The 25,456-nt window shown below is 65.6% G+C and carries 20 protein-coding genes and 1 other RNA gene; 9 read left to right on the top strand and 12 right to left on the bottom strand.

The window, feature by feature from the left end; translation table 11 throughout:
- Positions 1-15: 15 nt before the first annotated feature.
- Entirely contained in the window at positions 16-1,032 is a 1,017-nt protein-coding gene (locus X268_RS28025; RefSeq protein WP_164937964.1) for a flagellar motor protein MotA, read from the bottom strand.
- Between the two features lie 166 nt (positions 1,033-1,198).
- Here X268_RS28025 and X268_RS28020 point away from each other — a divergent pair, with 166 nt between their 5' ends.
- The 4 genes from X268_RS28020 to X268_RS28005 all read left to right on the top strand — a co-directional run bounded on the left by X268_RS28020 (position 1,199) and on the right by X268_RS28005 (position 8,152).
- Positions 1,199-2,218 carry an SAM-dependent methyltransferase gene (locus X268_RS28020; protein WP_128927924.1) on the top strand — a complete coding sequence of 340 codons (1,020 nt, stop codon included), beginning with the start codon at positions 1,199-1,201 and terminating at the stop codon, positions 2,216-2,218.
- A 234-nt stretch (positions 2,219-2,452) separates the two neighbouring features.
- Entirely contained in the window at positions 2,453-3,646 is a 1,194-nt protein-coding gene (locus X268_RS28015) for an efflux RND transporter periplasmic adaptor subunit (protein WP_128927923.1), read from the top strand.
- A 6-nt stretch (positions 3,647-3,652) separates the two neighbouring features.
- A complete protein-coding gene (locus X268_RS28010; protein ID WP_128927922.1) occupies positions 3,653-6,811 on the top strand; it encodes a multidrug efflux RND transporter permease subunit in 3,159 nt (1,052 codons plus the stop codon).
- A 225-nt stretch (positions 6,812-7,036) separates the two neighbouring features.
- Positions 7,037-8,152 (top strand): AAA family ATPase, encoded by a 1,116-nt coding sequence (locus X268_RS28005; protein WP_128927921.1) that lies wholly within the window; start codon positions 7,037-7,039, stop codon positions 8,150-8,152.
- A gap of 269 nt (positions 8,153-8,421) precedes the next feature.
- Here X268_RS28005 and X268_RS28000 read toward each other — a convergent pair whose 3' ends face one another.
- The 8 genes from X268_RS28000 to tkt all read right to left on the bottom strand — a co-directional run bounded on the left by X268_RS28000 (position 8,422) and on the right by tkt (position 17,927).
- Positions 8,422-9,213: an inositol monophosphatase family protein gene (locus tag X268_RS28000; RefSeq protein WP_128927920.1), complete on the bottom strand. Its 792-nt coding sequence runs from the start codon at positions 9,211-9,213 to the stop codon at positions 8,422-8,424.
- Positions 9,214-9,298: 85 nt separating this feature from the next.
- Complete coding sequence (locus tag X268_RS27995) at positions 9,299-10,381, bottom strand: tetratricopeptide repeat protein (RefSeq protein ID WP_128927919.1); 1,083 nt, start codon at positions 10,379-10,381, stop codon at positions 9,299-9,301.
- 8 nt (positions 10,382-10,389) lie between these two features.
- Positions 10,390-11,073: a thiamine phosphate synthase gene (locus tag X268_RS27990; protein WP_128927918.1), complete on the bottom strand. Its 684-nt coding sequence runs from the start codon at positions 11,071-11,073 to the stop codon at positions 10,390-10,392.
- A gap of 3 nt (positions 11,074-11,076) precedes the next feature.
- Positions 11,077-12,102, bottom strand: coding sequence for a class I fructose-bisphosphate aldolase (locus tag X268_RS27985; protein ID WP_128927917.1), 1,026 nt, complete (start codon positions 12,100-12,102; stop codon positions 11,077-11,079).
- Positions 12,103-12,350: 248 nt separating this feature from the next.
- Entirely contained in the window at positions 12,351-13,418 is a 1,068-nt protein-coding gene (gene fba / locus X268_RS27980) for a class II fructose-bisphosphate aldolase (RefSeq protein WP_128927916.1), read from the bottom strand.
- 40 nt (positions 13,419-13,458) lie between these two features.
- Entirely contained in the window at positions 13,459-14,655 is a 1,197-nt protein-coding gene (locus tag X268_RS27975; RefSeq protein WP_128927915.1) for a phosphoglycerate kinase, read from the bottom strand.
- Positions 14,656-14,782: 127 nt separating this feature from the next.
- Positions 14,783-15,790 carry a type I glyceraldehyde-3-phosphate dehydrogenase gene (gap, locus tag X268_RS27970; protein ID WP_128927914.1) on the bottom strand — a complete coding sequence of 336 codons (1,008 nt, stop codon included), beginning with the start codon at positions 15,788-15,790 and terminating at the stop codon, positions 14,783-14,785.
- 151 nt (positions 15,791-15,941) lie between these two features.
- Positions 15,942-17,927 carry a transketolase gene (gene tkt / locus X268_RS27965; RefSeq protein WP_128927913.1) on the bottom strand — a complete coding sequence of 662 codons (1,986 nt, stop codon included), beginning with the start codon at positions 17,925-17,927 and terminating at the stop codon, positions 15,942-15,944.
- A 373-nt stretch (positions 17,928-18,300) separates the two neighbouring features.
- Here tkt and X268_RS27960 point away from each other — a divergent pair, with 373 nt between their 5' ends.
- The 5 genes from X268_RS27960 (at position 18,301) to X268_RS27940 (ending at position 20,979) form a co-directional block, all read left to right on the top strand.
- Positions 18,301-18,621 (top strand): DUF4164 domain-containing protein, encoded by a 321-nt coding sequence (locus X268_RS27960; RefSeq protein WP_018318703.1) that lies wholly within the window; start codon positions 18,301-18,303, stop codon positions 18,619-18,621.
- Positions 18,618-19,001, top strand: a complete 384-nt coding sequence (locus tag X268_RS27955; protein ID WP_128927912.1) for a cell division protein ZapA — start codon at positions 18,618-18,620, stop codon at positions 18,999-19,001. Before X268_RS27960 ends, X268_RS27955 begins: the two co-directional genes overlap by 4 nt.
- 220 nt (positions 19,002-19,221) lie before the next feature.
- Positions 19,222-19,382: non-coding RNA, 6S RNA (ssrS, locus tag X268_RS27950), on the top strand.
- Between the two features lie 198 nt (positions 19,383-19,580).
- Positions 19,581-20,177, top strand: coding sequence for a 5-formyltetrahydrofolate cyclo-ligase (locus X268_RS27945; protein WP_128927911.1), 597 nt, complete (start codon positions 19,581-19,583; stop codon positions 20,175-20,177).
- Positions 20,155-20,979 (top strand): TIGR00282 family metallophosphoesterase, encoded by an 825-nt coding sequence (locus X268_RS27940; protein ID WP_164937963.1) that lies wholly within the window; start codon positions 20,155-20,157, stop codon positions 20,977-20,979. The genes X268_RS27945 and X268_RS27940 overlap by 23 nt, the downstream gene beginning before the upstream one ends.
- Positions 20,980-21,404: 425 nt before the next feature.
- Here X268_RS27940 and X268_RS27935 read toward each other — a convergent pair whose 3' ends face one another.
- From X268_RS27935 to X268_RS27925, 3 genes are read right to left on the bottom strand one after another with little or no spacing between them, the layout of a single operon-like run.
- Positions 21,405-22,748: a c-type cytochrome gene (locus X268_RS27935; protein WP_128927910.1), complete on the bottom strand. Its 1,344-nt coding sequence runs from the start codon at positions 22,746-22,748 to the stop codon at positions 21,405-21,407.
- Complete coding sequence (locus tag X268_RS27930) at positions 22,745-24,910, bottom strand: xanthine dehydrogenase family protein molybdopterin-binding subunit (RefSeq protein ID WP_164937962.1); 2,166 nt, start codon at positions 24,908-24,910, stop codon at positions 22,745-22,747. The genes X268_RS27935 and X268_RS27930 overlap by 4 nt, the downstream gene beginning before the upstream one ends.
- Positions 24,911-24,918: 8 nt before the next feature.
- The gene (locus tag X268_RS27925; RefSeq protein WP_208764395.1) at positions 24,919-25,383 is read right to left on the bottom strand and encodes a (2Fe-2S)-binding protein; all 465 of its coding nucleotides are present in this window, start codon (positions 25,381-25,383) and stop codon (positions 24,919-24,921) included.
- Positions 25,384-25,456: the final 73 nt, after the last annotated feature.

The following is a 25,456-nucleotide window of genomic DNA, read 5'->3' as shown; positions in this document are numbered from 1 at the left end:
GACGCGATACCGTCCTCAGCTCTTCTCCGGTTGGCGCGCGAGGCGCTCCAACAGGCGCCGGATCTCGCGGTTCTGCTCGCCCTGGCCGTCGGCCCATTCGCGGATCATCTGCTGCTCGGTGCGCATGTGCGAGACCAGCGCCTGGATCGCTTCGGCAAGGCTCGCCATCGCCGCCGTGGTGCCGCGGCTGGCACTGCCTTCCTCGAGCACGGAGCGCAGCCGCTCGACTGCGGCCTGGAGCTCGCCGCTGGCGCCCCCGCCGCTCGCCGCAACCGGCATCTCGCCGTTGCCATATTCGCGCACGGTGGTGGCCAGCCAGTCCTCGAGGTCGGTGTAGAAACGGTTCTGCGCCTGGCTCGATTGCAGGTCGAGGAAGCCGAGGATCAGCGAGCCGGCGAGGCCGAACAGCGAGCTCGAGAACGAGATGCCCATGCCGCCCAGCGGCGCGGCGAGCCCCTCCTTCAGCGTGTCGAACAGCGCCCCGGAATCGCCGCCGACCTTGAGGCCGTCGATCACCTTGCCGACCGAGCCGACGGTCTCGATCAGGCCCCAGAAGGTGCCGAGCAGGCCGAGGAAGACCAGCAGGCCGGTCATGTAGCGCGAGATGTCGCGGGCCTCATCGAGGCGAGTCGCGATCGAATCGAGCAGATGCCGCATGGTGGTCTGGGTGATGCTCATCCGCCCGGAGCGCTCGCCGCCGAGGATGGCCGCCATTGGCGCCAGCAGTTTCGGGTGCCGGGCCGGCGCCAGGCCGGGATCGGCGATGCGGAAATTGTTGACCCAGGAGACCTCGGGATAGAGCCGGATCACCTGCCGGAAGGCCAGGATGATGCCGATGAACAGCACGGCGCCGATCAGGGCATTGAGCCCGGGATTGGCGAAGAAGGCCTGGATGATCTGCTTGTAGAGCACCACGCCCACCAGCGTGCACAGCACCAGGAAGACCAGCATCCGCACCAGGAAGACGCTGGGCGAGGACAGTTTGGTGTACTCGATATCCATGGTGGAACGGGGCGAAGTGCCTGACGGCATGGCCGGTATCATCCATTACAAACTTGCTTGCGCTGCGCACTATGGCACAGCGCCAGCCCAAAAAAAGCGCCGGATGCGCCGATTTCGGGGACGGCGTGGGGAACCCGGACCGGAAACGACGCTTTGATAACCGGGTCTTTGCAGAGATTCGCCATTCGGGGGACGCATGAGCGTCGTTTCCGCGATCATCGGGACTGCCGAACGCGTGCCGTTGCCGGACGTCGTGATCCGCGCCGCGATCCAGCGCCTGTGCTCCCGCACCGCAACCCGCCTCGCCGCCCATGACGCGGCCGCCGAGGTCGCCTTCGCGGGCCGGATGATGCTGCGGCCGATCGCCGAGGATGCCGAGGCCGGACGTGACGAGGTGCCCGCTTCGTTCTTCGCGGACGTGCTCGGCCCCAGCCGCAAGGACTCCTGCTGCTTCTACAAGACCGCCGCGACCACCTTGCGGGAGGCGGAGGAGGAGGCGCTGCGCCAGACCGTCGAGCATGCCGGCCTCGCCGACGGCCAGACCATCCTCGAGCTCGGCTGCGGCTGGGGCTCGCTGTCGCTGTGGATGGCGCGGCAGTTTCCGCACGCCAAGGTGACGGCGGTGGCGACGTCGCAGGCGCAGCGTGCCCATGTCGAGCAGCAGGCGCGGCAGCGCGGCTTGCTGAACCTGCGCGTGATCGCAGCGGACATGAACGTGTTCGCGCCCGACGGCCAGTTCGACCGCATCGTCGCGGTCGAGACGTTCGAGCACATCATGAACTGGCGCAAGCTGATGACGCGCCTGCGGTCATGGCTTTCGCCCGAGGGGCGCTTCCTGATGCACATCGCCACGCATCGTACCGGGTCCCACCTGTTCGACCGGTCCGATCGCGAGGATTGGATCGCCCAGCACGTCTTCACGGGTGGGTTGATGCCGAGCCATCACCTCGTCAGGCAATTTGACGACCTCTTTGCAATCGAGAAGGAATGGTGCTGGAGCGGCACCCATTATCAACGCACCGCCAATGACTGGCTCGCCAATTTCGATGCGCACCGGGACGCGATCGAGGTATCCCTGCGCAAGGTCTATGGCGAGCAGACCTGCATGTGGATGCGGCGCTGGCGCTGGCTCTTGCTCGCGACATCGGGCCTGTTCGGCTATGCCGATGGAACCGAATGGGGTGTCAGCCACTACCGGATGAAGGCGGCCGAGTAATTGCGATCTTCTGTCGCGGCACGCCCGGATGGAACCGGACTCACGATCCGGTGACACCAAAAAATGTTCGTTTATTCAAGGCGGTAGCCCGTGTGACAATGAGCCGCCCGCGATCCGCGTTGCGTCGCAGCAGCTCCATTCTATTTTGACCTCATCAGCCGCGCGGTCATTCGCCCAGAACGGGCGCCGCGCCGTGCTTGATTCCGTATCAACAACCTCGGGGCACCTCACTTCATGTCTGGACTTCGCGCGCGAACGGCATGCGTTGCACTAATGCTCGCGGCCCTTGCGCCGCTGCTCGGGGCTTGTGAGGAATCCAGCTCTGCAGTGTCCGCCGCGCCGCCGGCTGACCCTGACGTCAGCATCGTCATCGTCAAGCCGCAAGCCCGCGCCGTCGTGCGCGAGCTGCCCGGCCGCATCGCCCCGACGCGCGTCGCCGAGGTGCGGCCGCGCGTCTCCGGCATCGTGGTCGAGCGCCTGTTCCGCCAGGGCAGCGAGGTGAAGGCGGGCGATCCGCTCTACCGCATCGATCCGCGCCCGTTCGAGGTCGAGGTGATGGCCAACGAGGCTGCGCTCGCCAAGGCGGAAGCCGCCTTGATGCAGGCGAGGCAGCAGGCGCACCGTATCGCCACCCTCACCAAGGATCGCGCCGCCCCGGAAGCCGAGAACGAGAAGGCGATTGCGGCCGAACGCCAGGCTCATGCCGAGGTCGAGGGTCGCAAGGCCGATCTCTCGCGGGCAAGGCTCAATCTCGATTATGCCACCGTGCGCGCGCCGATCGACGGCGTGGTCGGTGCGGCCCTTGTCAGCGAGGGCGCCCTTGCGGTGCAGAACGAGACCAATCTCGCCACCATCCAGCAGCTCGATCCGATCTATGCCGACTTCACCCAGTCAGTGACCGAGCTCAACCAGCTCCGCCGTGCCTTCGAGACCGGCGACCTCGAGCGCATCGCCTCCGATGCGGCCAAGGTGCGCCTGGTGCTCGACGACAACACCCTCTATTCGCTCGACGGCAAGCTGCTGTTCTCCGACGCCAAGGTCGACGCTCACACCGGGCAGGTGACGCTGCGCGGCGAGTTCCCCAATCCCAAGCGGGAACTGCTGCCGGGCATGTATGTCCGCGTCCGCATCGACCAGGGCCTCGATTCCGATGCGATCGCGGTGCCGCAGCAGGCGATCCAGCGTAATGGCGGCGGCGGCAGCGAAGTGTTCGTCGTCAAGGACGACAACCACATTGCGGTGCAGCCGGTGCGCACCGGATCGGTGCAGGACGGCGTCTGGTTCATCACCGAGGGCCTGAAGGCCGGCGACAAGGTCGTGGTCGAAGGCTTCCAGAAGTTCGCGGCCGGCGACAAGGTCAAGCCGCAATCCTGGTCGGAAGCGGACGCGACCGCGGACAATCGGCACGCCCTCAAGCTCACGCGGTAACGCGCCATGGCGAGTTTCTTCATCGACAGGCCGATCTTCGCCTGGGTGGTCGCGCTGTTCATCTGCTTGATCGGCGCCATCGCCGTGCCGCTGCTGCCGATCGCGCAATATCCGATCATCGCGCCGCCCTCGATCTCGATCTCGACCAGTTATCCCGGCGCCTCGCCGGAAAACCTCTACAACAGCGTCACGCGGCTGATCGAGGAAGAGCTCAACGGCGCCGCCAACATCCTCAACTTCGAATCGACCAGCGACTCGCTCGGCCAGGTCGAGATCATCGCCAACTTCCAGCCGGGCACCGATACCAGTGCCGCCTCGGTCGAGGTGCAGAACCGCATCAAGCGCGTCGAGGCGCGCCTGCCGCGCGCGGTGATGCAGCAGGGCATCCTGATCGAGGAAGCATCCAGCGCGGTGCTGCAGATCATCACGCTGAATTCGACCGACGGCAGCCTCGACGAGGTCGGCCTCGGCGACTTCATGATCCGCAACGTGCTCGGCGAGATCCGCCGTATTCCCGGCGTCGGCCGCGCCACGCTTTATTCGACCGAGCGCTCTTTGCGCGTCTGGGTCGACCCGGCCAAGCTGGTCGGCTATGGGCTCACCGCGGACGACATCAACAAGGCCATCGCCGCGCAGAACGCCCAGGTCGCCTCGGGAAGCCTCGGTGCCGAACCCTCGACGTCGAGCCAGCGCACCTCGGCGCTGGTGCTGGTCAAGGGCCAGCTGTCCTCGCCGGACGAGTTCGGCGCCATCATCCTGCGCGCCAATGCCGACGGCTCGACCGTGCGCCTGCGCGACGTTGCGCGCGTCGAGATCGGCGGTCTCAGCTACCAGTTCAACACCCGGCTCGACGGCAAGCCGACCGCGGGTCTCTCCGTCCTGATGTCGCCGACCGGCAATGCGCTGGCGACCGCGAGCGCGGTCGAAGCCAAGATGAAGGAGCTGTCGCGCTTCTTCCCGGCCAACATCACCTACGAGATTCCCTACAACATCACGCCCGTGGTCGAGGCCTCGATCAAGAAGGTGCTTTCGACCTTGGTCGAAGCCGTCGTGCTGGTGTTCGTGGTGATGTTCCTGTTCCTCCAGAACATCCGCTACACCATCATTCCGACCATTGTGGTGCCGGTGGCGCTGCTCGGGGCCTGCTCCACGCTGCTGCTCGCCGGCTATTCCATCAACATGCTCTCGATGTTCGGCATGGTGCTCGCGGTCGGCATCCTCGTCGACGACGCCATCGTCGTGGTCGAGAACGTCGAGCGCATTATGAGCGAGGAAGGCCTGCCGCCGAAGGAAGCGACGCGCAAGGCGATGTCACAGATATCGGGCGCCATCATCGGCATCACGCTGGTGCTGATGGCGGTGTTCGTGCCGATGGCGTTCTTCCCGGGCTCGGTCGGCATCATCTATCGCCAGTTCTCGGTGACCATGGTCGCCGCGATCGGCTTCTCCGCCTTCCTGGCGCTGTCGCTGACGCCGGCGCTGTGCGCGACCCTGCTCAAGCCGGTGGCGGCCGGCCACGGTCATGCGAAGAGAGGCGTGTTCGGCTGGTTCAACCGCGTGCTCGAAGGCGGCAAGGAAGGCTATTCCCGCACCGTCGGCTTTTCGCTGAAGCGCACCGGCCGCCTGATGCTGGTCTACGTCGCGCTGCTGGTTGGTCTGTCCTGGGCGTTCGTCAGCCTGCCCGGCGGCTTCCTGCCGGTCGACGACCAGGGCTTCGTCACCACCGACGTGCAGACGCCGTCGGATTCGTCCTACGCCCGCACCGAGGCCGTGATCGAGAAGGTGGAGAAATATCTGGCACAGCGGCCCGGCGTCGACAACGTCACCTTCCTCACCGGCTTCAGCTTCTCCGGCCAGGGCATGAACACCGCACAGGCCTTCATCACGCTGAAGGACTGGTCGGAGCGCGGGCCGAAGGATTCCGCCGCGGCGATCGTCAACGACATCAACCGCGATCTGTCGTCGATCCGCGACGCCAAGATCTCGGCGCTGCAGCCGCCGCCGATCGACAATCTCGGCAACTCCTCGGGTTTCTCGTTCCGCCTCCAGGACCGCGGCCAGAAGGGCTATGCGCAATTGATGCGCGCCGCCGACCAGTTGATCGCGGAAGCCAATGCCAGCCCGGTGCTGCAGAAGGTCTATATCGAGGGGCTGCCCGAGTCGGGTGTGGTCAATCTCGTGATCGACCGCGAGAAGGCCGGCGCCTTCGGCGTCACCTTCGAGGACATCAACAACACGATCTCGACCAATCTCGGCTCGAACTACATCAACGACTTCCCGAACCGCGGCCGCATGCAGCGCGTGGTGGTGCAGGCCGATGCCCGCGACCGCATGCGGACTGAGGACATCCTCAATTACAACGTCAAGAACAGCCGCGGCCAGCTCGTGCCGTTCTCCTCCTTCGCGACGGTCGAATGGGCGCGCGGCCCGACGCAGATCGCCGGCTTCAACTATTATCCGGCGGTGCGCATCTCCGGCGAGGCCAGGCCCGGCTTCACCTCGGGCGACGCCATTTCCGAGATGGAGCGGCTTGCCGGCCGCTTGCCGCGCGGCTTCGGCTATGAATGGACCGGACAGTCGCTGCAGGAGAAGCTGTCGGGCTCGCAGGCACCGTTCCTGCTGGCGCTGTCGGTGTTCGTGGTGTTCCTGTGTCTGGCCGCGCTCTATGAAAGCTGGACCATTCCGCTCGCGGTTCTGCTCACCGTGCCGCTCGGCATCGTCGGCGCCGTGACCGCGGCGATGCTGCGCGGTCTGCCCAACGACGTCTATTTCACCGTCGGCCTGATCACCATCATCGGCCTCGCGGCCAAGGACGCGATCCTGATCATCGAATTCGCCAAAGACCTGCGGAAGGAAGGCAAGCCCCTGGTCGACGCCACCATCGAAGCCTGCCGCCTGCGCTTCCGTCCGATCCTGATGACCGGCCTTGCCTTCATCTGCGGCGTGCTGCCGATGGCCATCGCCCACGGCGCCGGCGGCGCCAGCCAACAGGCGCTCGGCAGCGTCGTGATGGGCGGCATGATCGCCGTGGTGATCCTGGCGCTGCTGATGGTGCCGGTGTTCTTCGTCTCGGTGCAGCGCGTGCTGGCCGGGGACAGGGAGCCGAAGGCGGTGGGGGACGGCGAGGCGTATGGTCCGCCAGCGCGGGCGCACACCGGCCACTGAACGCTCCCGTCATTCCGGGGCGTGCGAAGCACGAGCCCGGAATCCATCGGGCGGCCATCACAGTCATGAATGGATTCCGGGCTCGCGCCTAGAGGCGCGCCCCGGAATGACAGCGGAGAGCTTGTCTTACCCGATTAGTCAATCCAGACTCCATCTCTGGATAGAATCGGCGTCCGTTCCCCACGGCAGGGCGAATGCATAGCCAGCACCGACTGAGAGCACCTGATGCGTCCGACCGATATAGCGATCTCGAACTATCGCTCGATCCGGCGGCTCTCCCTACCAATCCACCCCCTGTCCGTCTTTGTGGGGGAAACTGGCGTCGGCAAGTCCAACCTCTACAAGTCCTTGTCGCTGTTGCGCGACGCGGCGAGCGGGCGGATCACGCGCACGATCGCCGAGGAGGGCGGACTGAATTCGGTCTGCTGGTCAGGCATCCGCAAACGCGGCGAGGATGGCCGATTGCGATTGACGGCGAGATTCGATCGCCTGAAGATCGGATTTCCGGCCTCGCTTGAGGCAGCGTTTTCCGGCGAGCCGATGATCAAGGCAGAAAGTATCGAGGCGACGCAGGGCAAACGAACGGTTCTCCTGATGGAGCGGAAGAACTCGCTCGTCAGCATCCGCCGCGACAGCGGCGCATGGACCAGCCACAAGGACGCCGTGCTGCCGTCCGAGCCGGCGCTCGCGGGTTTTTCCGACGGCAGGGAATGCCCGGAAATCGATTTGATCAGAAGCGCGATGCTGGGCTGGCGCTTCTATCATGACTTTCGCACCGATCCGGCGTCACCGATACGAAAGCCTTGCCTCGCAATCACGACGCCCTCACTGAGTGCCGATGGAAGCGACCTGGCTGCGGCCCTGGCGACACTCTATACCATCAGGGAAGACGCAACCGACTTGCACGACGCGATCCAGGATGCATTTCCGGGCGCCGAACTCCGCGCATGGGAACAAGGTGGCTCGTGCGAATTCGATCTGCAATTGGAGGACATGCCGCGCCCGTTCAGGGCTCATGAACTGTCCGACGGAACGCTGAAATATATCTGCCTGCTTGCCGTGTTCATGGGCTATCGGCTTTCGCCGTTCATCGCGCTGAACGAACCCGAGACCAGCCTGCATCCGTCGCTGCTTGCGCCATTGGCCCGTCTGATCGTCAAGGCATCGAGCCGCGCCGACATCTGGATTGTCACCCATTCGGAGCAATTGATGGAGGCCTTGCGAAGCGAGAGCGCGGTCCCGCTTCGCCGGGTGATCAAGCAGAAAGGCGCCACGACGATCGAGGGCCTGACCCTCGGCGGTGAGTATCGGGACGATGAATCCGACGAAGACGACTCTTAAAGCATGATCCGGAAAAGTGCGAAGTGGTTTTCCGGAAAGATCATGCGCAAAACAACAACCTAACGCGCGATGACGATTCGTCTAAATCTCATCGCGCTTTAGTCGTTGAGGTACCGCCGCGCCGCTGGTGAAACCGTAAGGCACACTGTCCCGCGAAAGCGGGGCATCCAGCACGCCGCGGCTTCTCCGTATCCGACTGACGTCTCTGGAATACTGGATCACCCACTTTCGCGGGTGATGATGGCGGAGCGTGAAGCCCGGGCTTCGCCTTACGCAGGCTTCCGCAAAATCCTCACCAGCTCCCCGTGCACATACTCATTGCCGCACACCACGTCCCCCGTCACCAGCGCATCGCCGGGCGTGTTGATGTCGCTCACCGTCCCCCCGGCTTCACGCACCATCAGCATGCCGGCGGCGATGTCCCACGACTGCAAATTCCGCTCCCAATAGCCGTCGAGGCGGCCGGCGGCGACGAAGGCGAGATCGAGCGAGGCGGCGCCGAAGCGGCGGAGGCCCGCGACGCGGTCCTGGATTGCGGTCATTTCGCGGCGGAATTCCTCGTGGTCGCCGCGGCCGATATGGGGCAGGCCGCAGGCCACCACGCATTCGTTGAGCTGGCGGCGGCCGGCGACGCGCAGGCGCTGGTCGTTGAGGAAGGCGCCCTTGCCGCGTTCGGCGATGTAGAGCTCGTCATTGGCGGGGGTGTAGATCACCCCCGCGATCACCGTGCCCTCGCGCGCAAGCCCGATCGAGATCGCAAATTGCGGGATGCCGTGCAGGAAGTTGGTGGTGCCGTCGAGCGGGTCGACGATCCAGGTGTGGCTCTTGTCGGTACCCTCGCGCTGTCCCCCTTCCTCGCCGATGAAGCCATAGCCGGGGCGGGCCTTGGCGAGATCCTGATACAGGATCTCCTCGGCACGCTTGTCGGCGAGCGAGACGAAATTCGCCGGCCCCTTCAGCGAGACCTGCAGATGCTCGATCTCGCCGAGATCGCGCTTGAGACTGCGGCCGGCGCGGCGCGCAGCCTTGACCATGACGTTGATAGTGGCGGAATACAGCATGAGGCTCTAGGTCTTGATCGGGAGAGAGGCGCAGAAACAGGCCTGCTTGAGGGACTGGGTGCCCCGCGAGGGGGCCCGCGTCAAGTCATTTGCTCCCGAGCCACTTCCTGGCGGCGGCTTCTGCCTTGGCCCGGTCCTCGGCCGGCAGGTCGGACAATTGCTTATCGAGCTCCGGGTCACCCTTGCCTGATGTCTTGGCCACCAGGTGCCATTTGAAGCCCTCGACCTTGTCCATGGATGTGCCGACGCCGTTGATCAGCACCCACGCCAGCCGGTTCTGCGCGATCGCGCTGCCCTGGCGGGAGGCCTTGCGGAGCAGGGCGACGGCGGCCGGCTGGTTCTTCGGCGTGCCGGTGCCGTTGAACATGGCGATGGCATATTCGACCTCGGCATCGACATTGTCGGCGAGCGAGGCGGCCTGCAGCAGCCGCACCGCGCGTTCCGGGTCCTTCGGCACGCCGGTGCCTTCCTTGTAGAAGGTCGCCAGCGCGTATTGCGCCTCGGGCAGGCCGGCATCGGCAGCCTGGCGCAGCAGCTCGGCGGAGCGCCTGACGTCCTGCGGCAGGGGCTGGCCATCGAGATAGAGCAAAGCGAGGTTATAGGCCGCCTTGGGCTCGCCGAGCTTGGCGGCGGAGGCCATCAGCTTGACCGCCTCGCTCTTGTCGACCGAGCCGCCGCGGCCGGAGATGCGCAGCATGGCGAGCGCGAACATCGCCTCGCGGTCGCCGGCATCCGCAGCGCGCTTGTACCATTCGGCCGCCTTGGCGTAGTCGCGCCGGATGCCCATGGCGTTGGAATAGAGCTCGCCGAGCATGGTCATCGCCTTGGGATCGCCTCCTTGTGCACGGGCGGTGGCGAGGTCGAACGCGGTCTTGTACTGGCCACGCTGATAGGCGCCGTAGACCAGATCAGCGCTGGAATTGTCGGTCGGCGGCGCCGGGATCACGGTCGCGGCCGGAGCCGGCTTGGGTGAGGCCGTGGGCTTGGGCGAGGCCGTGGGCTTCGGCGCCGGCGCGGCGTCCTTCTTCTTGGTGAGCGCGTGCGGCTTGGGCTTTGGCTTTTCAGGTGCCGCGCTCGGCGTCGTCGCTGGCGGGGGGATCTGGAGCTGCGCGGCCGCGGGCACCGTGAGCAGCAGCGTGACCAGCGTGGTGATGCAGGGGAGCTTCATGTCGGGCGCTAGCCGTGCTCGCTGCCCGCAGGATTCTGGCTCGCCATCGCATGGGCCTTCTTGATCGCAGCGTCCGCCTCGACCAGCGCGGTTTTGGCCCCGCGCGGATCGGCCCAGATGAAGTCGCCGACCAGCACGAAGTCGGCGCCGCTGAGGGCGAAGTCGTGGGCCTCCTCCAGCGAGGTGGCAAAGCCGACACAGGGCGGCTCGAACAGCTCGGCCCACCAGTCGAGCCGCTCGGCGATCGCTTGCGCCTGGGGGCGCTGGCCTTTCGCATCGGGCTCGCCGAACAGAACGTAATCCGCGCCCATCTCGCCCGCATCCATGGAATGGTGCCGCGTCGTCAGCCCGCCGACGCCGGCGATGCGATCGGGCTTGAGCGACGGCAGCGCCTCCTTCAGCGCGGCGATGCCGGGCAGGTGCGCGCCGTCGGCGCCGCCGCGCGCCACCAGCTCGGCGTGGCCGTCGACGAGCAGCGCGGCGCCTGCCTTCTGCACCGGCGGCGCCAGGGCCTTGATGCGCGAGATCATGGTGCGCTGATCGGTCTCCTTCAGCCGCAGCAGCACGGCCGCGACGTCGGCGGCGGTGAGCAGGGCCGGCAGCTCGGCGACGAGCGCGGCGGGATCATCGACGACGGGCGTCGCGAGATAAAGGCGCGGCGCCGGGCGCGGCGGAGGCGGTTTGTTCGACAAGATCTAGGCTGCCTTCTGTTCCAGGCTGCTTTGCCATTCGCCCTTGGAGGCGAGGCCGTTCATCCGGGCGCGATGGCTGAAGGCGCGCTGTCCGGCCGCGACGTTCTCAGGCCTCCCGGACCAGGCCTTCTGCGGCGCGGCCTGCAGCGCGCGGCCATAGGAGAAGGTCAGGCCCCAGGGCAGCGGGCCGAGCTTGTGCATGGCGTTGAGATGCGCGGTCGCCTCCTCGTCCGACTGGCCGCCGGAGAGGAAGGCGATGCCGGGCACCGCGGCGGGCACGCAGGCCTTCAGCAATCGAATTGTCTTCTCCGCGACCTCCTCGACGGAGGCCTGCTTTACGCACTTCTTGCCTGATATCGCCATGTTCGGCTTCAGCACCATGCCTTCCAGCGCCACGCGCTGCACGCGTAGCTCTTGGAAGGTCTTGTTGAGCACGCGCTGCGTGACCTCATAGCAGCGGTCGATGTCGTGATCGCCGTCCATCAGCACCTCCGGCTCCACGATCGGCACGATCTGTGCTACCTGGCACAGCGCGGCATAACGCGCCAGCGCGTGGGCGTTGACGCTGATTGCGGTCATCGAGGGAATGCCGCTGCCGATGTCGATCACCGCGCGCCATTTGGCAAAGCGCGCGCCGCGCTCGTAATATTTCTTCAACCGCTCGGCGAGCTTGTCGAGCCCGACGGTGACGAGCTCGCCGGGGCACATCGGCAGGGCCTGCGTGCCCTCGTCGACCTTGATGCCGGGAATGGCGCCGCTACTCTCGATCAGCTTCACCAGCGGCGTGCCGTCCTTGGCATCCTGCCAGATCGTCTCGTCGTAGAGGATGACGCCGGAGATGTACTGGCTCATGGCGTCCTTGGAGCGGAACAGCATCTCGCGATAGTCGCGGCGGTTCTCTTCGGTCGAGTCCACTCCGATCGCGTCGAAGCGCTTCTTGATGGTGCCGGAGGATTCATCGGCGGCGAGGATGCCCTTGCCGGGTGCGACCATGGCCGCCGCGATCCTGTTGAGCTCAGTCAGATTCATCGAGAGGTCCTCCCAAAACGACTCTGCCCATGCCCGGGAAAATAGACCGTTCTCGGGCATTTGCCGAGTTAACGTTCGTCGCAGGGTAAAGGGGGGAGGCGGTCATTCCGGGGCGCGCCCCTTGGCGGCGAGCCCGGAATCCATTGATCCGCGTCGATGGTAGCACCATGGATTCCGGGCTCGCGCTCCGCGCGTCCCGGAATGACGGCAAATGGTGCCTGCGGCCCTTACGCCACCTTCGCGATCGCTTACGCGACCTTGGGGTCCAGCTCGCCCTTGGCGTAGCGCTTGGCCATCTCGGCGGTGGTCAGGACGCGCTTGATCTTGGAGGCCTGGCCTGCGGTGTTGAACTCCTGCAGGCGCTGTTTGCACAGCTTGGTCATGGCTTCCATCGCCGGCTTCAGGTACTTGCGCGGGTCGAACTCTTCCGGGCTGTCCTTGAGCACCTTGCGGATCTGACCCGTCATCGCCATGCGGTTGTCGGTGTCGATGTTGATCTTGCGCACGCCGTTCTTGATGCCGCGCTGGATCTCGGCGACCGGCACGCCCCAGGTCGGCTTCATCTTGCCGCCATAGGCGTTGATGATGTCCTGCAGCTCCTGCGGCACCGAGGACGAGCCGTGCATGACGAGATGCGTGTTCGGCAGTTTGCGGTGGATCTCCTCGATCACGTTCATGGCGAGGATGTCGCCGTCGGGCTTGCGGGTGAACTTGTAGGCGCCATGCGAGGTGCCCATCGCGATCGCGAGCGCGTCGACCTTGGTCTCCTGCACGAACTTCACGGCCTCGTCCGGGTTGGTCAGGAGCTGGTCGTGGCTGAGCTTGCCTTCGGCGCCGTGGCCGTCTTCCTTGTCGCCCATGCCGGTCTCGAGCGAGCCGAGCACGCCGAGCTCGCCCTCGACCGAGATGCCGCCGAGATGGGCCATGTCGGTCACGGTCTTGGTGACGCCGACATTGTAGCCCCAGTCGCCGGGCGTCTTGCCGTCGGCCTTGAGCGAGCCGTCCATCATCACCGAGGTGAAGCCGGCCTGGATCGCGGTCATGCAGGTCGCCGGCTCGTTGCCGTGGTCGAGATGCACGCAGACCGGAATGTGCGGATAGATCTCGGTCACCGCGTCCATCATGTGCTTGAGCATGACGTCGTTGGCGTAGGAGCGCGCACCGCGCGAGGCCTGGATGATGACCGGCGCGTCGACCTGGTTGGCCGCGTCCATGATCGCCAGCGCCTGCTCCATGTTGTTGATGTTGAAGGCCGGTACGCCGTAATCGTTCTCCGCCGCGTGGTCGAGCAGTTGACGTAACGTGATCCGAGCCATCTGTCTTTTTCTCCCGTTGGGGCCTGCAAGGGCCGCTTGCTTACTTGATCCGCAGAACTTCAACGCCGGGCAGGGGCTTGCCTTCCATCCATTCGAGGAATGCGCCACCGGCGGTCGAGACATAGGTGAAGTCACCGGCCACATGGGCCTGGTTGAGCGCCGCGACGGTGTCGCCGCCGCCCGCGATCGAGGTCAGCTTCCTGGCCTTGGTGCGCTCGGCGGCATGCTTGGCGGCCGCGACCGTGCCGCGGTCGAACGGCTGCATCTCGAACGCGCCGAGGGGGCCGTTCCAGACCAGCGTCGCGGCGTCGTCGATCGCGGCGTGAACGCGCGCGACCGATTGCGGACCGACGTCGAGGATCATGCCGTCGGCCGGAATCGCATCCAGCCCATAGGCATGCGACGGCGCGTTCGCCGCGAAATGATAGGCGACGGTGGCGTCGACGGGGAGGATGATGGCGCAATTGGCGGCTTCCGCCTTCTCCATGATGCGCAGTGCCGTGGCGCTAAGATCCTTCTCGGCCAGCGACTTGCCGATCGCGACGCCCCGGGCGTGCAGGAAGGTGTTGGCCATGCCGCCACCGATCACGAGCGCGTCCACCTTGCTCACGAGATTTTCCAAGAGGTCGATCTTGGTCGAGACCTTTGCGCCGCCGATGATGGCGATGACGGGCTTGGTCGGCGAGCCCAGCGCCTTCTCCAGCGCGTCCAGCTCGGCCTGCATGGTGCGGCCGGCATAGGCCGGCAACTTGTGACCGAGGCCCTCGGTCGAGGCATGGGCGCGGTGCGCCGCCGAGAACGCGTCATTGACCCAGATGTCGCCGAGCTTTGCCAATTCCGCGACGAAGGCCGGATCGTTCTTTTCTTCCTCTTTGTGGAAGCGGGTGTTTTCGAGGCACAGGATGTCGCCATCCTTCAAGCCGGCAACCGCCGTGGCCGCGGGCTCGCCGATGCAGTCGTCCGCGAAGCCGACCGGCTTCTTCACCACCTTGGCCAGCGCCTCGGCGACCGGCTTTAGCGAGTCCTTGGCATCGCGTCCCTTCGGCCGGCCGAAATGCGCCAGCAGGATGACCTTGGCGCCCTTGTCGGCAAGCTCGGTGATGGTCGGCGCCACGCGCTCGAGCCGGGTCGTGTCACTGACGCGGCCGTTGTCCATGGGCACGTTGAGATCGACGCGCAGCAGCACGCGCTTGCCCTTCACGTCGACGTCGTCGAGGGTGCGGAATTTGTTGGTCATCTGACGCTTCCTTGTCCCGGGCCTCTGGGAGGTCATTCCGGGGCGGTGCGCTGGCACCGAACCCGGAATCTCGAAATTCCGGGTCTGGTCCTGCGGACCAGCCCGGAATGACGAAATCGCAGCGTGCTCAGATCACCTTCGCCATGGCGACAGCGGTGTCCGCCATGCGGTTCGAGAAGCCCCACTCGTTGTCGTACCAGGACATCACGCGCACCAGCGTACCGTTCTGCACCTTGGTTTGGTCCTCGTGGAAGGTGGAGGAGTGCGGGTCGTGGTTGAAGTCGATCGAGACGTTGGGCGCGTTGGTGTAGCCGAGGATGCCCTTGAGCTGCTGCTCGGAGGCACGCTTCATCGCCGCGTTGATTTCCTTCGCATCGGTGGCACGCTTGGCGACGATCTTGAGATCGACCACCGAGACGTTCGGGGTCGGCACGCGGATCGCGACGCCGTCGAGCTTGCCCTTCAACTCGGGCAGCACGAGGCCGATCGCCTTCGCAGCGCCGGTCGAGGTCGGGATCATCGACATCGCCGCGGCGCGGCCGCGGTAGAGATCCTTGTGCAGCGTGTCCAGCGTCGGCTGGTCGCCGGTATAGGCGTGGATCGTGGTCATGAAGCCGGTCTCGATGCCGACGAGATCGTTCAGCACCTTGGCGACCGGCGCGAGGCAGTTGGTGGTGCAGGAACCGTTGGAGACGACCAGGTGATCCTTGGTCAGCGTGTCGTGGTTGACGCCGTAGACGATGGTGGCGTCGGCGCCGTCGGCGGGCGCGGAGACCAGCACGCGCTTGGCGCCGGCGGTCAGGTGCGCGGAGGCCTTGTCCTTCGAGGTGAAGATGCCGGTGCATTCCAGCGCGATGTCGACGCCGAGATCCTTCCAGGGCAGCTTCGAGGGATCGCGCTCGGCGGTCACCTTGATCTTGCCGTTGCCAAGGCTGATCGAGTCGCCATCGACGGTGACGGTGCCGGGGAAGCGGCCATGGACGCTGTCGAAACGAAGCAGATGGGCGTTGGTCTCGACCGGGCCGAGGTCGTTGATGCCGACGACCTCGATGTCCTTGCGGCCTGACTCGGCGATAGCCCGCAGGACGTTGCGGCCGATGCGGCCAAAACCGTTAATTCCGACGCGGACTGCCATGTTTCGTCTCCTTCAATGACCGTTGTCATCCCGCACAACGCGCGGTTGGCGCGCTTGCGAGGGTTTTTTTAGGGGCGGGCGCCCGGTTCGGCCGGGCGGTGCTTGATCATATGAGAGATTACGTAGTCCTTTTTTGCGGCAAGCTCAACTCTCAGGAAACGCGCTTCAGCACAGCGTTAACCGCGGCCTCGGCGGTAATGCCGAAATGCTTGTAAAGCTCCTTTGCAGGGCCGCTTTCACCGAAGGAATGCATGCCGATGAATTCACCATCCTGGCCGATCACGGCATCCCAGCCCCAGCGCACCGCGGCCTCGATCGCGACCTTGACCGGCGCGTTGCCGATGATTGCGGCGCGCTTGGCCTCTGGTTGCGCTAACAACAGCTCGAGCGAGGGAACAGAGACCACCCGTGACGCGATGCCGCGTTCGGCGAGCTGCTTCTGGGCGGCAACCGCGATCTCGACCTCGGAGCCGGACGCGAACAGCGTCGCCTTGGCTTCGCCCTGGGCGGCGACCAGTTCATAGGCGCCGGCCGCGCAGGGATTGTCGTTCGGTGCGGTGGTACGCAGCTGCGGCAGGTTCTGGCGGGGCAGCGCCAGCACGGTCGGACCGTCGATGCGGTTCAGCGCAAGCTCCCAGCACTCGGCGACTTCCATCGCATCGCAGGGACGGAACACGCGCATGTTGGGAACGGCTCTGAGCGCAGCGAGATGCTCGACCGGCTGATGGGTCGGGCCGTCTTCGCCGAGGCCGATCGAGTCATGGGTCATGACGTAAACGACGCCGGCTCCCATCAGCGCGGCAAGGCGCATCGCAGGCCGCGCGTAGTCGGTGAACACCAGGAACGTCGCGCCGTTCGGCGCGAAGCCGCCGTGCAGGAAGATGCCGTTCATCGCAGCCGCCATGCCGTGCTCGCGGATGCCGTAATGGATGAAGCGGCCCTTCGGCGTCTTGGCCGAGAACGCGGTCGCCGACTTCGCCTTGTTGTTGTTGGAGCCGGTGAGGTCGGCGGAGCCGGCCAGGAATTCCATCGGCATCGCGCCGGCGATCACTTCGATCATCGCTTCCGACGACTTGCGGGTGGCCGCGGTCATCGGCTTTTCCAGCAGCTCCTTCTTGTAGGCGCGCACGGCCTTGGCGAGCGAAGCGGGACGCTCGTGACGCAGCCGGCGCTCGAACTCGGCGCGCTTGCGGCTGCCGAGCTCACCGAGCCGTGCTTCCCATTCCTGCCGCGCCGCGGCGCCGCGGCTGCCGGCCGCGCGCCAGGCCTTCAGCACGTCATCGGGCACCGAGAACGGCTCCAGCGCGATGCCGAGATTTTCCTTGGCGGCCTTGAGCTCGTCGGCCCCCAGCGCTTCGCCATGCACCTTCGCCGTGCCGGCCTTGTGCGGCGCGCCGAAGCCGATCGTGGTACGGCAGGCGATCAGCGTCGGCTTGTTGGATTTTTGCGCGCGGGGGATTGCAGCCGCGATCGCCGCCTGGTCGTGGCCGTCGATCTTCTCGGCGGCCCAGCCCGCCGACTTGAAGCGCTTCACCTGGTCGACCGAGTCGGAGATCGAGGTCGGGCCGTCGATCGAGATGCCGTTGTCGTCGTAGAGCACGATCAGCTTGCCAAGCTTCCAGTGGCCGGCCATCGCGATCGCTTCCTGCGACACGCCTTCCATCAGGTCGCCGTCGGAGGCGAGCACGTAGGTGTGGTGGTCGACGATCTTCTTGCCGAACTCGGCCGCGAGCATCTTCTCGGCGAGCGCCATGCCGACCGCCGTCGAGATGCCCTGGCCGAGCGGACCGGTCGTGGTCTCGATGCCCTTGGTGCGGAAATTCTCGGGGTGGCCGGGGGTGAGCGAATCGACCTGGCGGAACTGCTTGATCTGGTCCAGCGTCATCTCGGAATTGCCGGTGAGATACAGCAGCGAATAGAGCAGCATCGAGCCGTGACCGGCGGAGAGCACGAAGCGGTCGCGATCCGGCCAGGCGGGCGCGGCGGCGTCGAATTTCAGGAATTGCGTGAACAGCACCGTGGCGATGTCGGCGGCCCCCATCGGCAGGCCGGGATGACCCGATTTCGCCTTCTCGACAGCGTCCATCGAAAGGCCGCGGATCGCGTTGGCCATACGGGTGTGATCGACCTGCGTCATGTCTGAAATCCGTCTGAAATGAGGCGCTTGGAGGCGATGTACGCCCGCGCGGGAGGAGCCTGGCGGCCACTGAAGGTCGGGGCTGGGATAGCACCTCGGTTCCGGGAGTCCAAGGCAGTCAAACGCCGATTTGGCCGCAAAAGTTGCCTCTGTGGAGATCGGTTTTCGCCGGGCTCTTGCGCGGGAGGAAGGCGCGCAGCCGGACGACCTCGGTCCGATCTATCGGTGCATAGTTTCGCGGCGGCGTTGCGCTTGGCTAGCTTGCCACGTAAATTTCTGCTTCTAACCGCTTGCCGAACCGAGTCTTTTGCCGGGCGGCAAGCCCCAGGAAAAGGCCACTGGGCAAAGGCCGCCAGGTTCCACCGCTGACTACATGAACGATCGCGTGTCCAACAGTGCCGCCATGACGGAGTCCTCCGCGGTGGAGATCGAGATCGCGACCCGCAGGCTGATGGCGGCGCTCGACGCGCTTGAAAGCGCGGTGGAGCGGCGACGCGATGCCGATCGCGACGAGAACGAGCTCGCGGCGCGGATTCAGGCACTGGGCGCGGACCGCTCGCGGCTTGCCGATGAGCTCGATGGCGCGCTGGTGAAGGCCCGCAAGCTCGAGCGCACCAATCGCGAGATTTCCGACCGGCTGGATTCCGCGATCGTCACGATACGTTCGGTGCTCGATACCGGAGAGGATGGATGAGCCACATCAACGTCACCATCAACGGCCGGCAATACCGCATGGCCTGCGAGGAGGGCCAGGAGGTGCGGCTGCTCAAGCTCGCCGAAACACTGGAGACGCGCATCCAGTCGCTGCGCGGAAAGTTCGGCGAGATCGGCGATGCGCGCCTCACCGTGATGGCTGCGCTCACCGTCTGCGACGAGCTGGTCGACACCAGCAACCGCGTCCGAAGCCTGGAGCAGGAGCTGACCGAGCTGCGGGATTTCCGCAACGCCGCCGTCGAGCGCGCTCGTATGACGCAGACCGCCGTAGTGAATGCGCTCAACGCCGCCGCCGAACGCATCGAAAAATCGACCCAGGTGCTGAACCGCACCGTCGGAGGCGGGATCGCGATCGGGTAGGGGATGCTGCCGTTAGGCTTGCGCAAGCGCCTCGTCCTTCGAGACGACCGCTCCGCGGTCTCCTCAGGATGAGGCTGACCGGCAGCTCTGGCTGTAGAAATTGCTGCTAAGCACTCAGTCCTCATCCTGAGGGCCCGCCGCAGGCGGGCGTCTCGAAGGATGGCCGCATGCGTACTTCGCGCCACTGGCGATTCGTCAGTATCGTTGTTACATTGCGCGAGCGAGGCTGCGACGTGCGTCAGGAGCCATATATCCCCGGGGCCTTATCGATCCTTTAGGGAACTGTCCCTGGCCGGGCCCGTGGGCCCGGACATATGGTGCCCACCTACTTTCGTAGGGAACTCCGGGATCGAGTGCTTCAACGGCGTACGCGGCTTCGCACTTTCGTTTGCTTGGTTTGTGCTTGTTGAAACGACTGCGGCCAGTTCAGCAGGTGTCATGCCCCCCTGGTGCATAATCGCGCATGAGGCGGGGCATCCAGTACGCCGCGGCCTTTGTGTGAATCACGACCGCCTCTGGAATACTGGATCACCCGCGCAACGGCGCACAAGAGGGTGATGACGTGGGGGACCAAAGCACATGCCCAACACCAAAGCCGAACTCCGCGCTAAAGCCCTGGCGGCGCGCGACGCCTTGAGCGAGAAGAAGCGCATCGCCGCCGCCGCAAAGCTCGCCAAGCGCGGGCTGCCGTTCAAGCTCTTGCCCGGCAGCATCGTCTCCGGCTACTCGCCGATCCGCAGCGAGATCGATCCGATGCCGCTGCTCACGAGGCTCGCGGAGGAGGGGGCCAGGCTGGCGCTGCCCTGCGTCACCGCGCGCGGTCAGGCCCTGATCTTCCGCATCTTTCATCCGAGCGACCGGCTGATGCTCGGCCCGCTCGGCATTCCCGAGCCGTCGCCGGCAGCCGCCGAAGTCATTCCCGATATCATGCTGACGCCGCTCGCGGCGTTCGACCGCCTCGGCCATCGCATCGGCTATGGTGCGGGGCATTATGATTTCACCTTCGCGCATTTGCGCAAGACCAAGCATATCGTCGGTATCGGGCTCGCTTTCGCAGCGCAGGAGATCAAGGCGGTTCCGGCACTATCGCACGACGTCGCGCTGGATTATGTGCTAACGGAATCGGACGTGTTCGATTTCCGGAGTTCTGAAGTTGCGCATTCTCTTCGTGGGTGATGTCGTCGGCCGTAGCGGGCGTGAGGCCGTCGCCGAATATCTGCCCGGCATGGTCAAGGACTGGTCACTCGATTTCGTCGTCGTGAACGGCGAGAATTCGGCCGGCGGCTTCGGCATCACGGAAGCGATCTACCAGGAATTCATCGAGGCCGGCGCCGATGCGGTGACGCTCGGCAACCACTCCTGGGACCAGCGCGAAGCCCTGGTGTTCATCGAGCGCGCCGACCGCCTGGTGCGTCCGGCGAACTATCCGCGCGGCACGCCCGGCCGCGGCGCCGCCTTGGTTGAGACCAAGAACGGCAAGCACGCGCTCGTCGTCAACGCTTTGGGCCGCGTCTTCATGACACCGTTCGACGATCCCTTCGCAGCACTGGAGCGCGAGCTAGGGGCCTGCCCGCTCGGCGTTGCCGCGGATGCCATCGTCGTCGATTTCCATTGCGAGGCGTCGAGCGAGAAACAGGGCATCGGCTTCTTCTGCGATGGCCGGGCCAGCCTCGTCGTCGGCACACACACGCACGTGCCGACCGCCGACCACCAGATCCTTAACGGCGGCACCGCCTACATGACCGATGCCGGCATGACCGGCGACTACGACTCCATCATCGGCATGCAGAAGGAAGAGCCGCTGCGGCGGTTCACATCAGGAATTCCGTCGGGCCGCTTCGAGCCGGCGGCGGGCGCAGCAACGCTCAGCGGCGTTGCCGTGGAGACCGATGATGCGACGGGACTCGCACTGAAGATCGCGCCGGTGCGCGTCGGTGGCCGGCTGGAGCCGGCGACGCCGAAGTTCTGGTTGAGCTAGCTCGCGCGGCAAACACCGCTGCTACCCTCCCCTGGAGGGCAGGGCAATCGCATATGGGAGTGATGTCGCCCGTGGCCATCCTTCGAGCCGCCCGCCGTTGGCGGGCCCTCAGGATGAGGAATGAGGGCATTTCGCTCGTTTCAACGGCCTCCGATATCGCTTAGCCTCATCCTGAGGAGACCGCGAAGCGGTCGTCTCGAAGGACGAGGCGCGCGCTCAGCTCGCGCTAGAGCCATATGCGATAGCCCTGCCTGGAGGGGAGGGTCGGTCGCGCGGAGCGCGATCGGGGTGGGGGAAGTTTCCCCACGGGCAGTGTTCAATGCGGAGAGACCGTCACCCCACCCCGTCTCACATTTTCGCTGCGTTCAATGTGAGCCGACCCACGGGCGAGCTACGCTCGTTCCGGAGAGAGGGTACGAGAAGCGCTACTCCGCCGTCTGCTCCCGCAGCTCCGCCACATCTTTCGCCGTCAGCTTCGAGCCCTTCGCACCGAACCGCGCCGTGACATAGTTCGCGACCGCCGCGATCTCGTCGTCCGTATAGGCATTGCCGAACGCAGGCATCGACAGCGCACCGTCAGGCGTATGCCGCTTGGTGCCCGAGATTACGATCTGCGCGACGTTGGTGGCGGCGGGGTCGTTGACGGCCCAGGTGCCGGTCAGCGTTGCCATCGGCGAGACCGGGCTCTCGCCGCTCCAGCCATGGCAGCTGGCGCAGGCGCTGGCGAACACTTTTTTGCCGCGCGCGTCCGCTGTCACGCCGTCGCGATGCGAGGCTGGGGCGACCGGCGCCGTGGTTGCCGGCAGGTCGGGCGAGGCCTGCGGCGGCACGCTGCGCAGGTAGGCAACGATGCTGCTGATGTCTTCCGGCGCGAACTGACTGAAGCTGTGGTCGACCGCTTCACCCATCGGACCCGAGGCCGAGCCGTGGCTAGGGGCGTGGCCGAGCGACAGATACGAGATCAGGTCCTGATCGCTCCAACTGCCGAGACCTGTCGCCTTGTCGGAAGAAATGTTGAAGGCGCGCCAGCCCGCGGTGATGGCGCCGGCGAACTTCCTGCGATTGTCCAGCGCGAAGCCGAGATTGCGCGGGGTGTGGCATTCGCCGCAATGCGCCAACGCCTCCGCGAGATATGCGCCTCTGTTCCACTCCGGACTTTTCGACGTATCAGGCGCAAAGCGCGTGTCCGGATTGAATACCGCCGACCAGACCATCATCGCCCAGCGCTGGTTGAACGGGAACGACAGCGTGTTGTCGGGCGTCTTGGCGCGCACCGCCGGCAGGCTGAACAGATAAGCCTTCACCGCCAGCACGTCCTCGTCCGTCATGAACGTGTAGGACGTGAATGGCATGGCCGGATAGAGCCGGGCTCCGTCGCGGCGCTTGCCGTGCTGGACCGCATTCAGAAAATCCTGATCGCTGTAATTGCCGATGCCGGTGTCCTTATCCGCTGTGATGTTGGTCGAATAGAGCGTGCCGAACGGCAGCTTGAAGGCGAGCCCGCCGGAATACTCCTTCTCGCCCGGCTTGGTGTGGCAGACCATGCAGTCGGCGGCCTTGGCGAGATACTCGCCGCGTTCGACCAGGCTCGCCTTCTCCAGCTTGGCAGGCACGCCGGTCGGCTTGCCGGCGCGGTAATCCGCCAGCGCCACCTTAGGTCCGCCGGCAAAGTCGAGCGGGCCGGGCCCGCGGATGATCCAGACGCCGAGCGCCACCGCGACGATGGCGATCACGATCAGGCTCGTGAGGATACGCATCTTGCCGCTCATGCCTTCTTCCCCGCAGCCAGCAGTTTCCGATCGATCGGCAGGCGCCGTAGCGCCACGCCGGTTGCCGCGAGAATCGCGTTACGCAGCGCCGGCGGTCCGGCATTGACGCCGGCCTCACCGATGCCGCCGGGCGCCTCGCCGCTCTTGACGACGATCACCTCGATCTTCGGCGTCTCGTTGATGCGCATCATGCGATAGTCGTGGAAGTTCGACTGCTGCACGCGGCCCTTCTCGATGGTGATTTCGCCATAGAGCGCGGCGGTGAGGCCGAAGATCAATCCGCCCTCGATCTGCGCCTTCACCGTATCGGGGTTGACCGCGATGCCGGTGTCGACCACCGAGGTGACGCGGCGAAGCGTGATCTCGCCGATGTCGTCGATCTCGGCTTCCACCACGGTGGCGATGAAGCTTGCGAAGGACGGTTGCACGCAGACGCCGCGCCCGACGCGTGGCGGCAATGGCTGCCCCCAGCCGGATTTTTCGGCGACCTGGTTGAGCGCCGCGAGCATACGCGGGTTTTTCGTCAGCATGGATTTGCGGAATTCGATCGGGTCCTTGCCGGCCTTGCGCGCGAGCTCGTCCATCGCGCATTCGACCGCAAACACGTTGTTGTTCGGGCCGACGCCGCGCCAGAAGCCGGTCGGCACCGCCGGCGGCTCCGCGCGAACGTATTCGACGTGGAAGTTGGCGAAGTCGTAGGGAGCATCGACCGCGGCGTCGATCGCATCGATGTCGATGCCCTTCTGGAACGCCGGCGGCAGCCAGCGCGCCAGCACCGCGGAGCCCGCGACCTTGTACTTCCAGCCCGCGACCTTGCCGTCCACCAGCGACGCCGTGATCTGGTCGCGATAGACCGGACGATAGACGTCGTGCTGGACGTCCTCCTCGCGGGTCCACACCACCTTGACCGGATAGTCGACCTGTTTTGCAATTTTCACCGCCGCGACAACCATATCGGGCTCGAGCTTGCGGCCGAACCCGCCGCCGAGCAGATGCTGGTTGACGATCACCTTGTCGACGGGAAGACCCGCGGCCTTTGCGGCCTCCGACTGCACGCGGGTCATGATCTGCGTTCCCGTCCAGATCTCGCAGGCATCAGGCCTGACATGGACGGTCGCGTTGATCGGCTCCATCGAGGCATGGGCGAGGAACGGCAGCTCGTAGGCGGCCTCGAACTTGTCGCCGCGGGCGAGGGCCTTGGCGATGTCGCCATCGGATTTCGCGACCGCGCCGTCCTTCTCGCTGGCCTTGCGCAGATCGTCCCAGATGTCCTTCGTGGAGATCTCAGCGTTCGGCCCCTCGTTCCACTCGATCTTGAGCGCTTCGAGACCTTTCTTCGCGGCCCACATGTGATCGCCGATCACGGCGACCGCATCGTCGAGCACGACGACCTTGCGCACGCCGGCGACCTTCGTTGCGGCGCTATCGTCGACCTTGCCGACCTTGCCGCCGAACACCGGGCAATTGGCGATCGCGGCGATCTTCATGCCCGGCAGGATCGCGTCGATGCCGTAGAGCGCCTTGCCGTTGCCCTTGTCCGGCGTGTGGAGCCGCTTCAGCGGCTGGCCGATGAGGACGAAATCTTTGGGGTCCTTGACCGCGACGTCCTTGGGCGGCGTCTGAGCTTGGGCTGCAAGCGCAAGCTCGCCATAGCCGAGCTTGCGGCCGCTCGCGGTATGCGCGACTTCGCCCTTCGACGCGGTGCAGCTCGATGGCTCGACGCCCCACTGGCTGGCCGCAGCCTGCACCAGCATCGCGCGCGCTGTCGCGCCGGCCTTGCGCAGCGGCAGCCACCAGGCGCGGATCGAGTTCGAGTTGCCGGTGACCTGAAGGCCGAAAGTCGGATTGCCATAAAGCTTGTCGTTCGGCGGGGCATGCTGCACCTCGACCTTGCTCCAGTCAGCATCGAGCTCCTCGGCGATCACGGCCGAGATCGAGGTGTAGGTACCCTGGCCCATCTCGACCTGCGGCATCATCAGGATGGTGCGGCCGGTCTGGTCGATGCGGATGAAGGCGTTGGGTGCGAACTTGCCGTCGGTCACATCGCGCTGCGGCGGCTCGTTGGGGGCGGCGCGCAGCGGCAGATGGAAGGCGAGCAGGAAGCCGGTGGCGAGGCCGCCGGTCAGAAGCGCGCGGCGGGAGACGTTGTTTTGTGCGTTCATGGCGGAGCTCACGATGGACGGCCGTTCGCGGCCTGCTTGATGGCCTCGCGGATGCGCACATAGGTGCCGCAGCGACAGATGTTGCCGGCCATCGCGGCGTCGATATCGGAATCGTCGGGGTTCGGCGTCGCTGCCAGGAGCGCAGCGGCCGCCATGATCTGGCCGGACTGGCAATAGCCGCACTGGATCACTTCGGCCTCGAGCCAGGCCTTCTGCACCTTCGCACCTGATGGCGTGCTGCCGACATGCTCGATGGTGGTCACAGTGCGATTGGCGACCGCGCTCACCGGCAGCACGCAGGAGCGCACGGCCTTGCCGTCGACATGGACCGTGCAGGCGCCGCATTGCGCGATGCCGCAGCCGAACTTGGTGCCGGTCATGCCGAGGATGTCGCGCAGCACCCACAGCAGAGGCATGTCCGGTGGCGCGTCGAACGATTTCGTTTCGCCGTTGATGATGAGTGTTGTTGCCATGTGCATCCCCTTGCTCGACGAACGCTCGCGGCGTTCGGCGATTTGCGCGCGACCATAATCATACCGACGCGAA

Origin of the sequence: Bradyrhizobium guangxiense, from assembly GCF_004114915.1 — a bacterium.
GTDB lineage: Bacteria > Pseudomonadota > Alphaproteobacteria > Rhizobiales > Xanthobacteraceae > Bradyrhizobium > Bradyrhizobium guangxiense.
The sequence above is the reverse complement of the archived record's forward strand: the minus strand, read 5'-3'. Positions and strand labels throughout refer to the sequence as shown.

Bases quoted from the DNA above. Each gene is read 5' to 3' on its own strand.
- X268_RS27995 (WP_128927919.1), bottom strand. From the start codon at position 10,381: ATGAAGCTCCCCTGCATCACCACGCTGGTCACGCTGCTGCTCACGGTG.
- X268_RS27985 (WP_128927917.1), bottom strand. From the start codon at position 12,102: ATGAATCTGACTGAGCTCAACAGGATCGCGGCGGCCATGGTCGCACCC.
- X268_RS28000 (WP_128927920.1), bottom strand. From the start codon at position 9,213: ATGCTGTATTCCGCCACTATCAACGTCATGGTCAAGGCTGCGCGCCGC.
- X268_RS28025 (WP_164937964.1), bottom strand. From the start codon at position 1,032: ATGCCGTCAGGCACTTCGCCCCGTTCCACCATGGATATCGAGTACACC.
- tkt (WP_128927913.1), bottom strand. From the start codon at position 17,927: ATGACGCAGGTCGATCACACCCGTATGGCCAACGCGATCCGCGGCCTT.
- fba (WP_128927916.1), bottom strand. From the start codon at position 13,418: ATGGCTCGGATCACGTTACGTCAACTGCTCGACCACGCGGCGGAGAAC.
- gap (WP_128927914.1), bottom strand. From the start codon at position 15,790: ATGGCAGTCCGCGTCGGAATTAACGGTTTTGGCCGCATCGGCCGCAAC.
- X268_RS27955 (WP_128927912.1), top strand. From the start codon at position 18,618: ATGAGCCACATCAACGTCACCATCAACGGCCGGCAATACCGCATGGCC.
- X268_RS27925 (WP_208764395.1), bottom strand. From the start codon at position 25,383: ATGGCAACAACACTCATCATCAACGGCGAAACGAAATCGTTCGACGCG.
- X268_RS27935 (WP_128927910.1), bottom strand. From the start codon at position 22,748: ATGAGCGGCAAGATGCGTATCCTCACGAGCCTGATCGTGATCGCCATC.
- X268_RS27930 (WP_164937962.1), bottom strand. From the start codon at position 24,910: ATGAACGCACAAAACAACGTCTCCCGCCGCGCGCTTCTGACCGGCGGC.
- X268_RS28015 (WP_128927923.1), top strand. From the start codon at position 2,453: ATGTCTGGACTTCGCGCGCGAACGGCATGCGTTGCACTAATGCTCGCG.
- X268_RS28020 (WP_128927924.1), top strand. From the start codon at position 1,199: ATGAGCGTCGTTTCCGCGATCATCGGGACTGCCGAACGCGTGCCGTTG.
- X268_RS27960 (WP_018318703.1), top strand. From the start codon at position 18,301: ATGAACGATCGCGTGTCCAACAGTGCCGCCATGACGGAGTCCTCCGCG.
- X268_RS27945 (WP_128927911.1), top strand. From the start codon at position 19,581: ATGCCCAACACCAAAGCCGAACTCCGCGCTAAAGCCCTGGCGGCGCGC.
- X268_RS27975 (WP_128927915.1), bottom strand. From the start codon at position 14,655: ATGACCAACAAATTCCGCACCCTCGACGACGTCGACGTGAAGGGCAAG.
- X268_RS28010 (WP_128927922.1), top strand. From the start codon at position 3,653: ATGGCGAGTTTCTTCATCGACAGGCCGATCTTCGCCTGGGTGGTCGCG.
- X268_RS28005 (WP_128927921.1), top strand. From the start codon at position 7,037: ATGCGTCCGACCGATATAGCGATCTCGAACTATCGCTCGATCCGGCGG.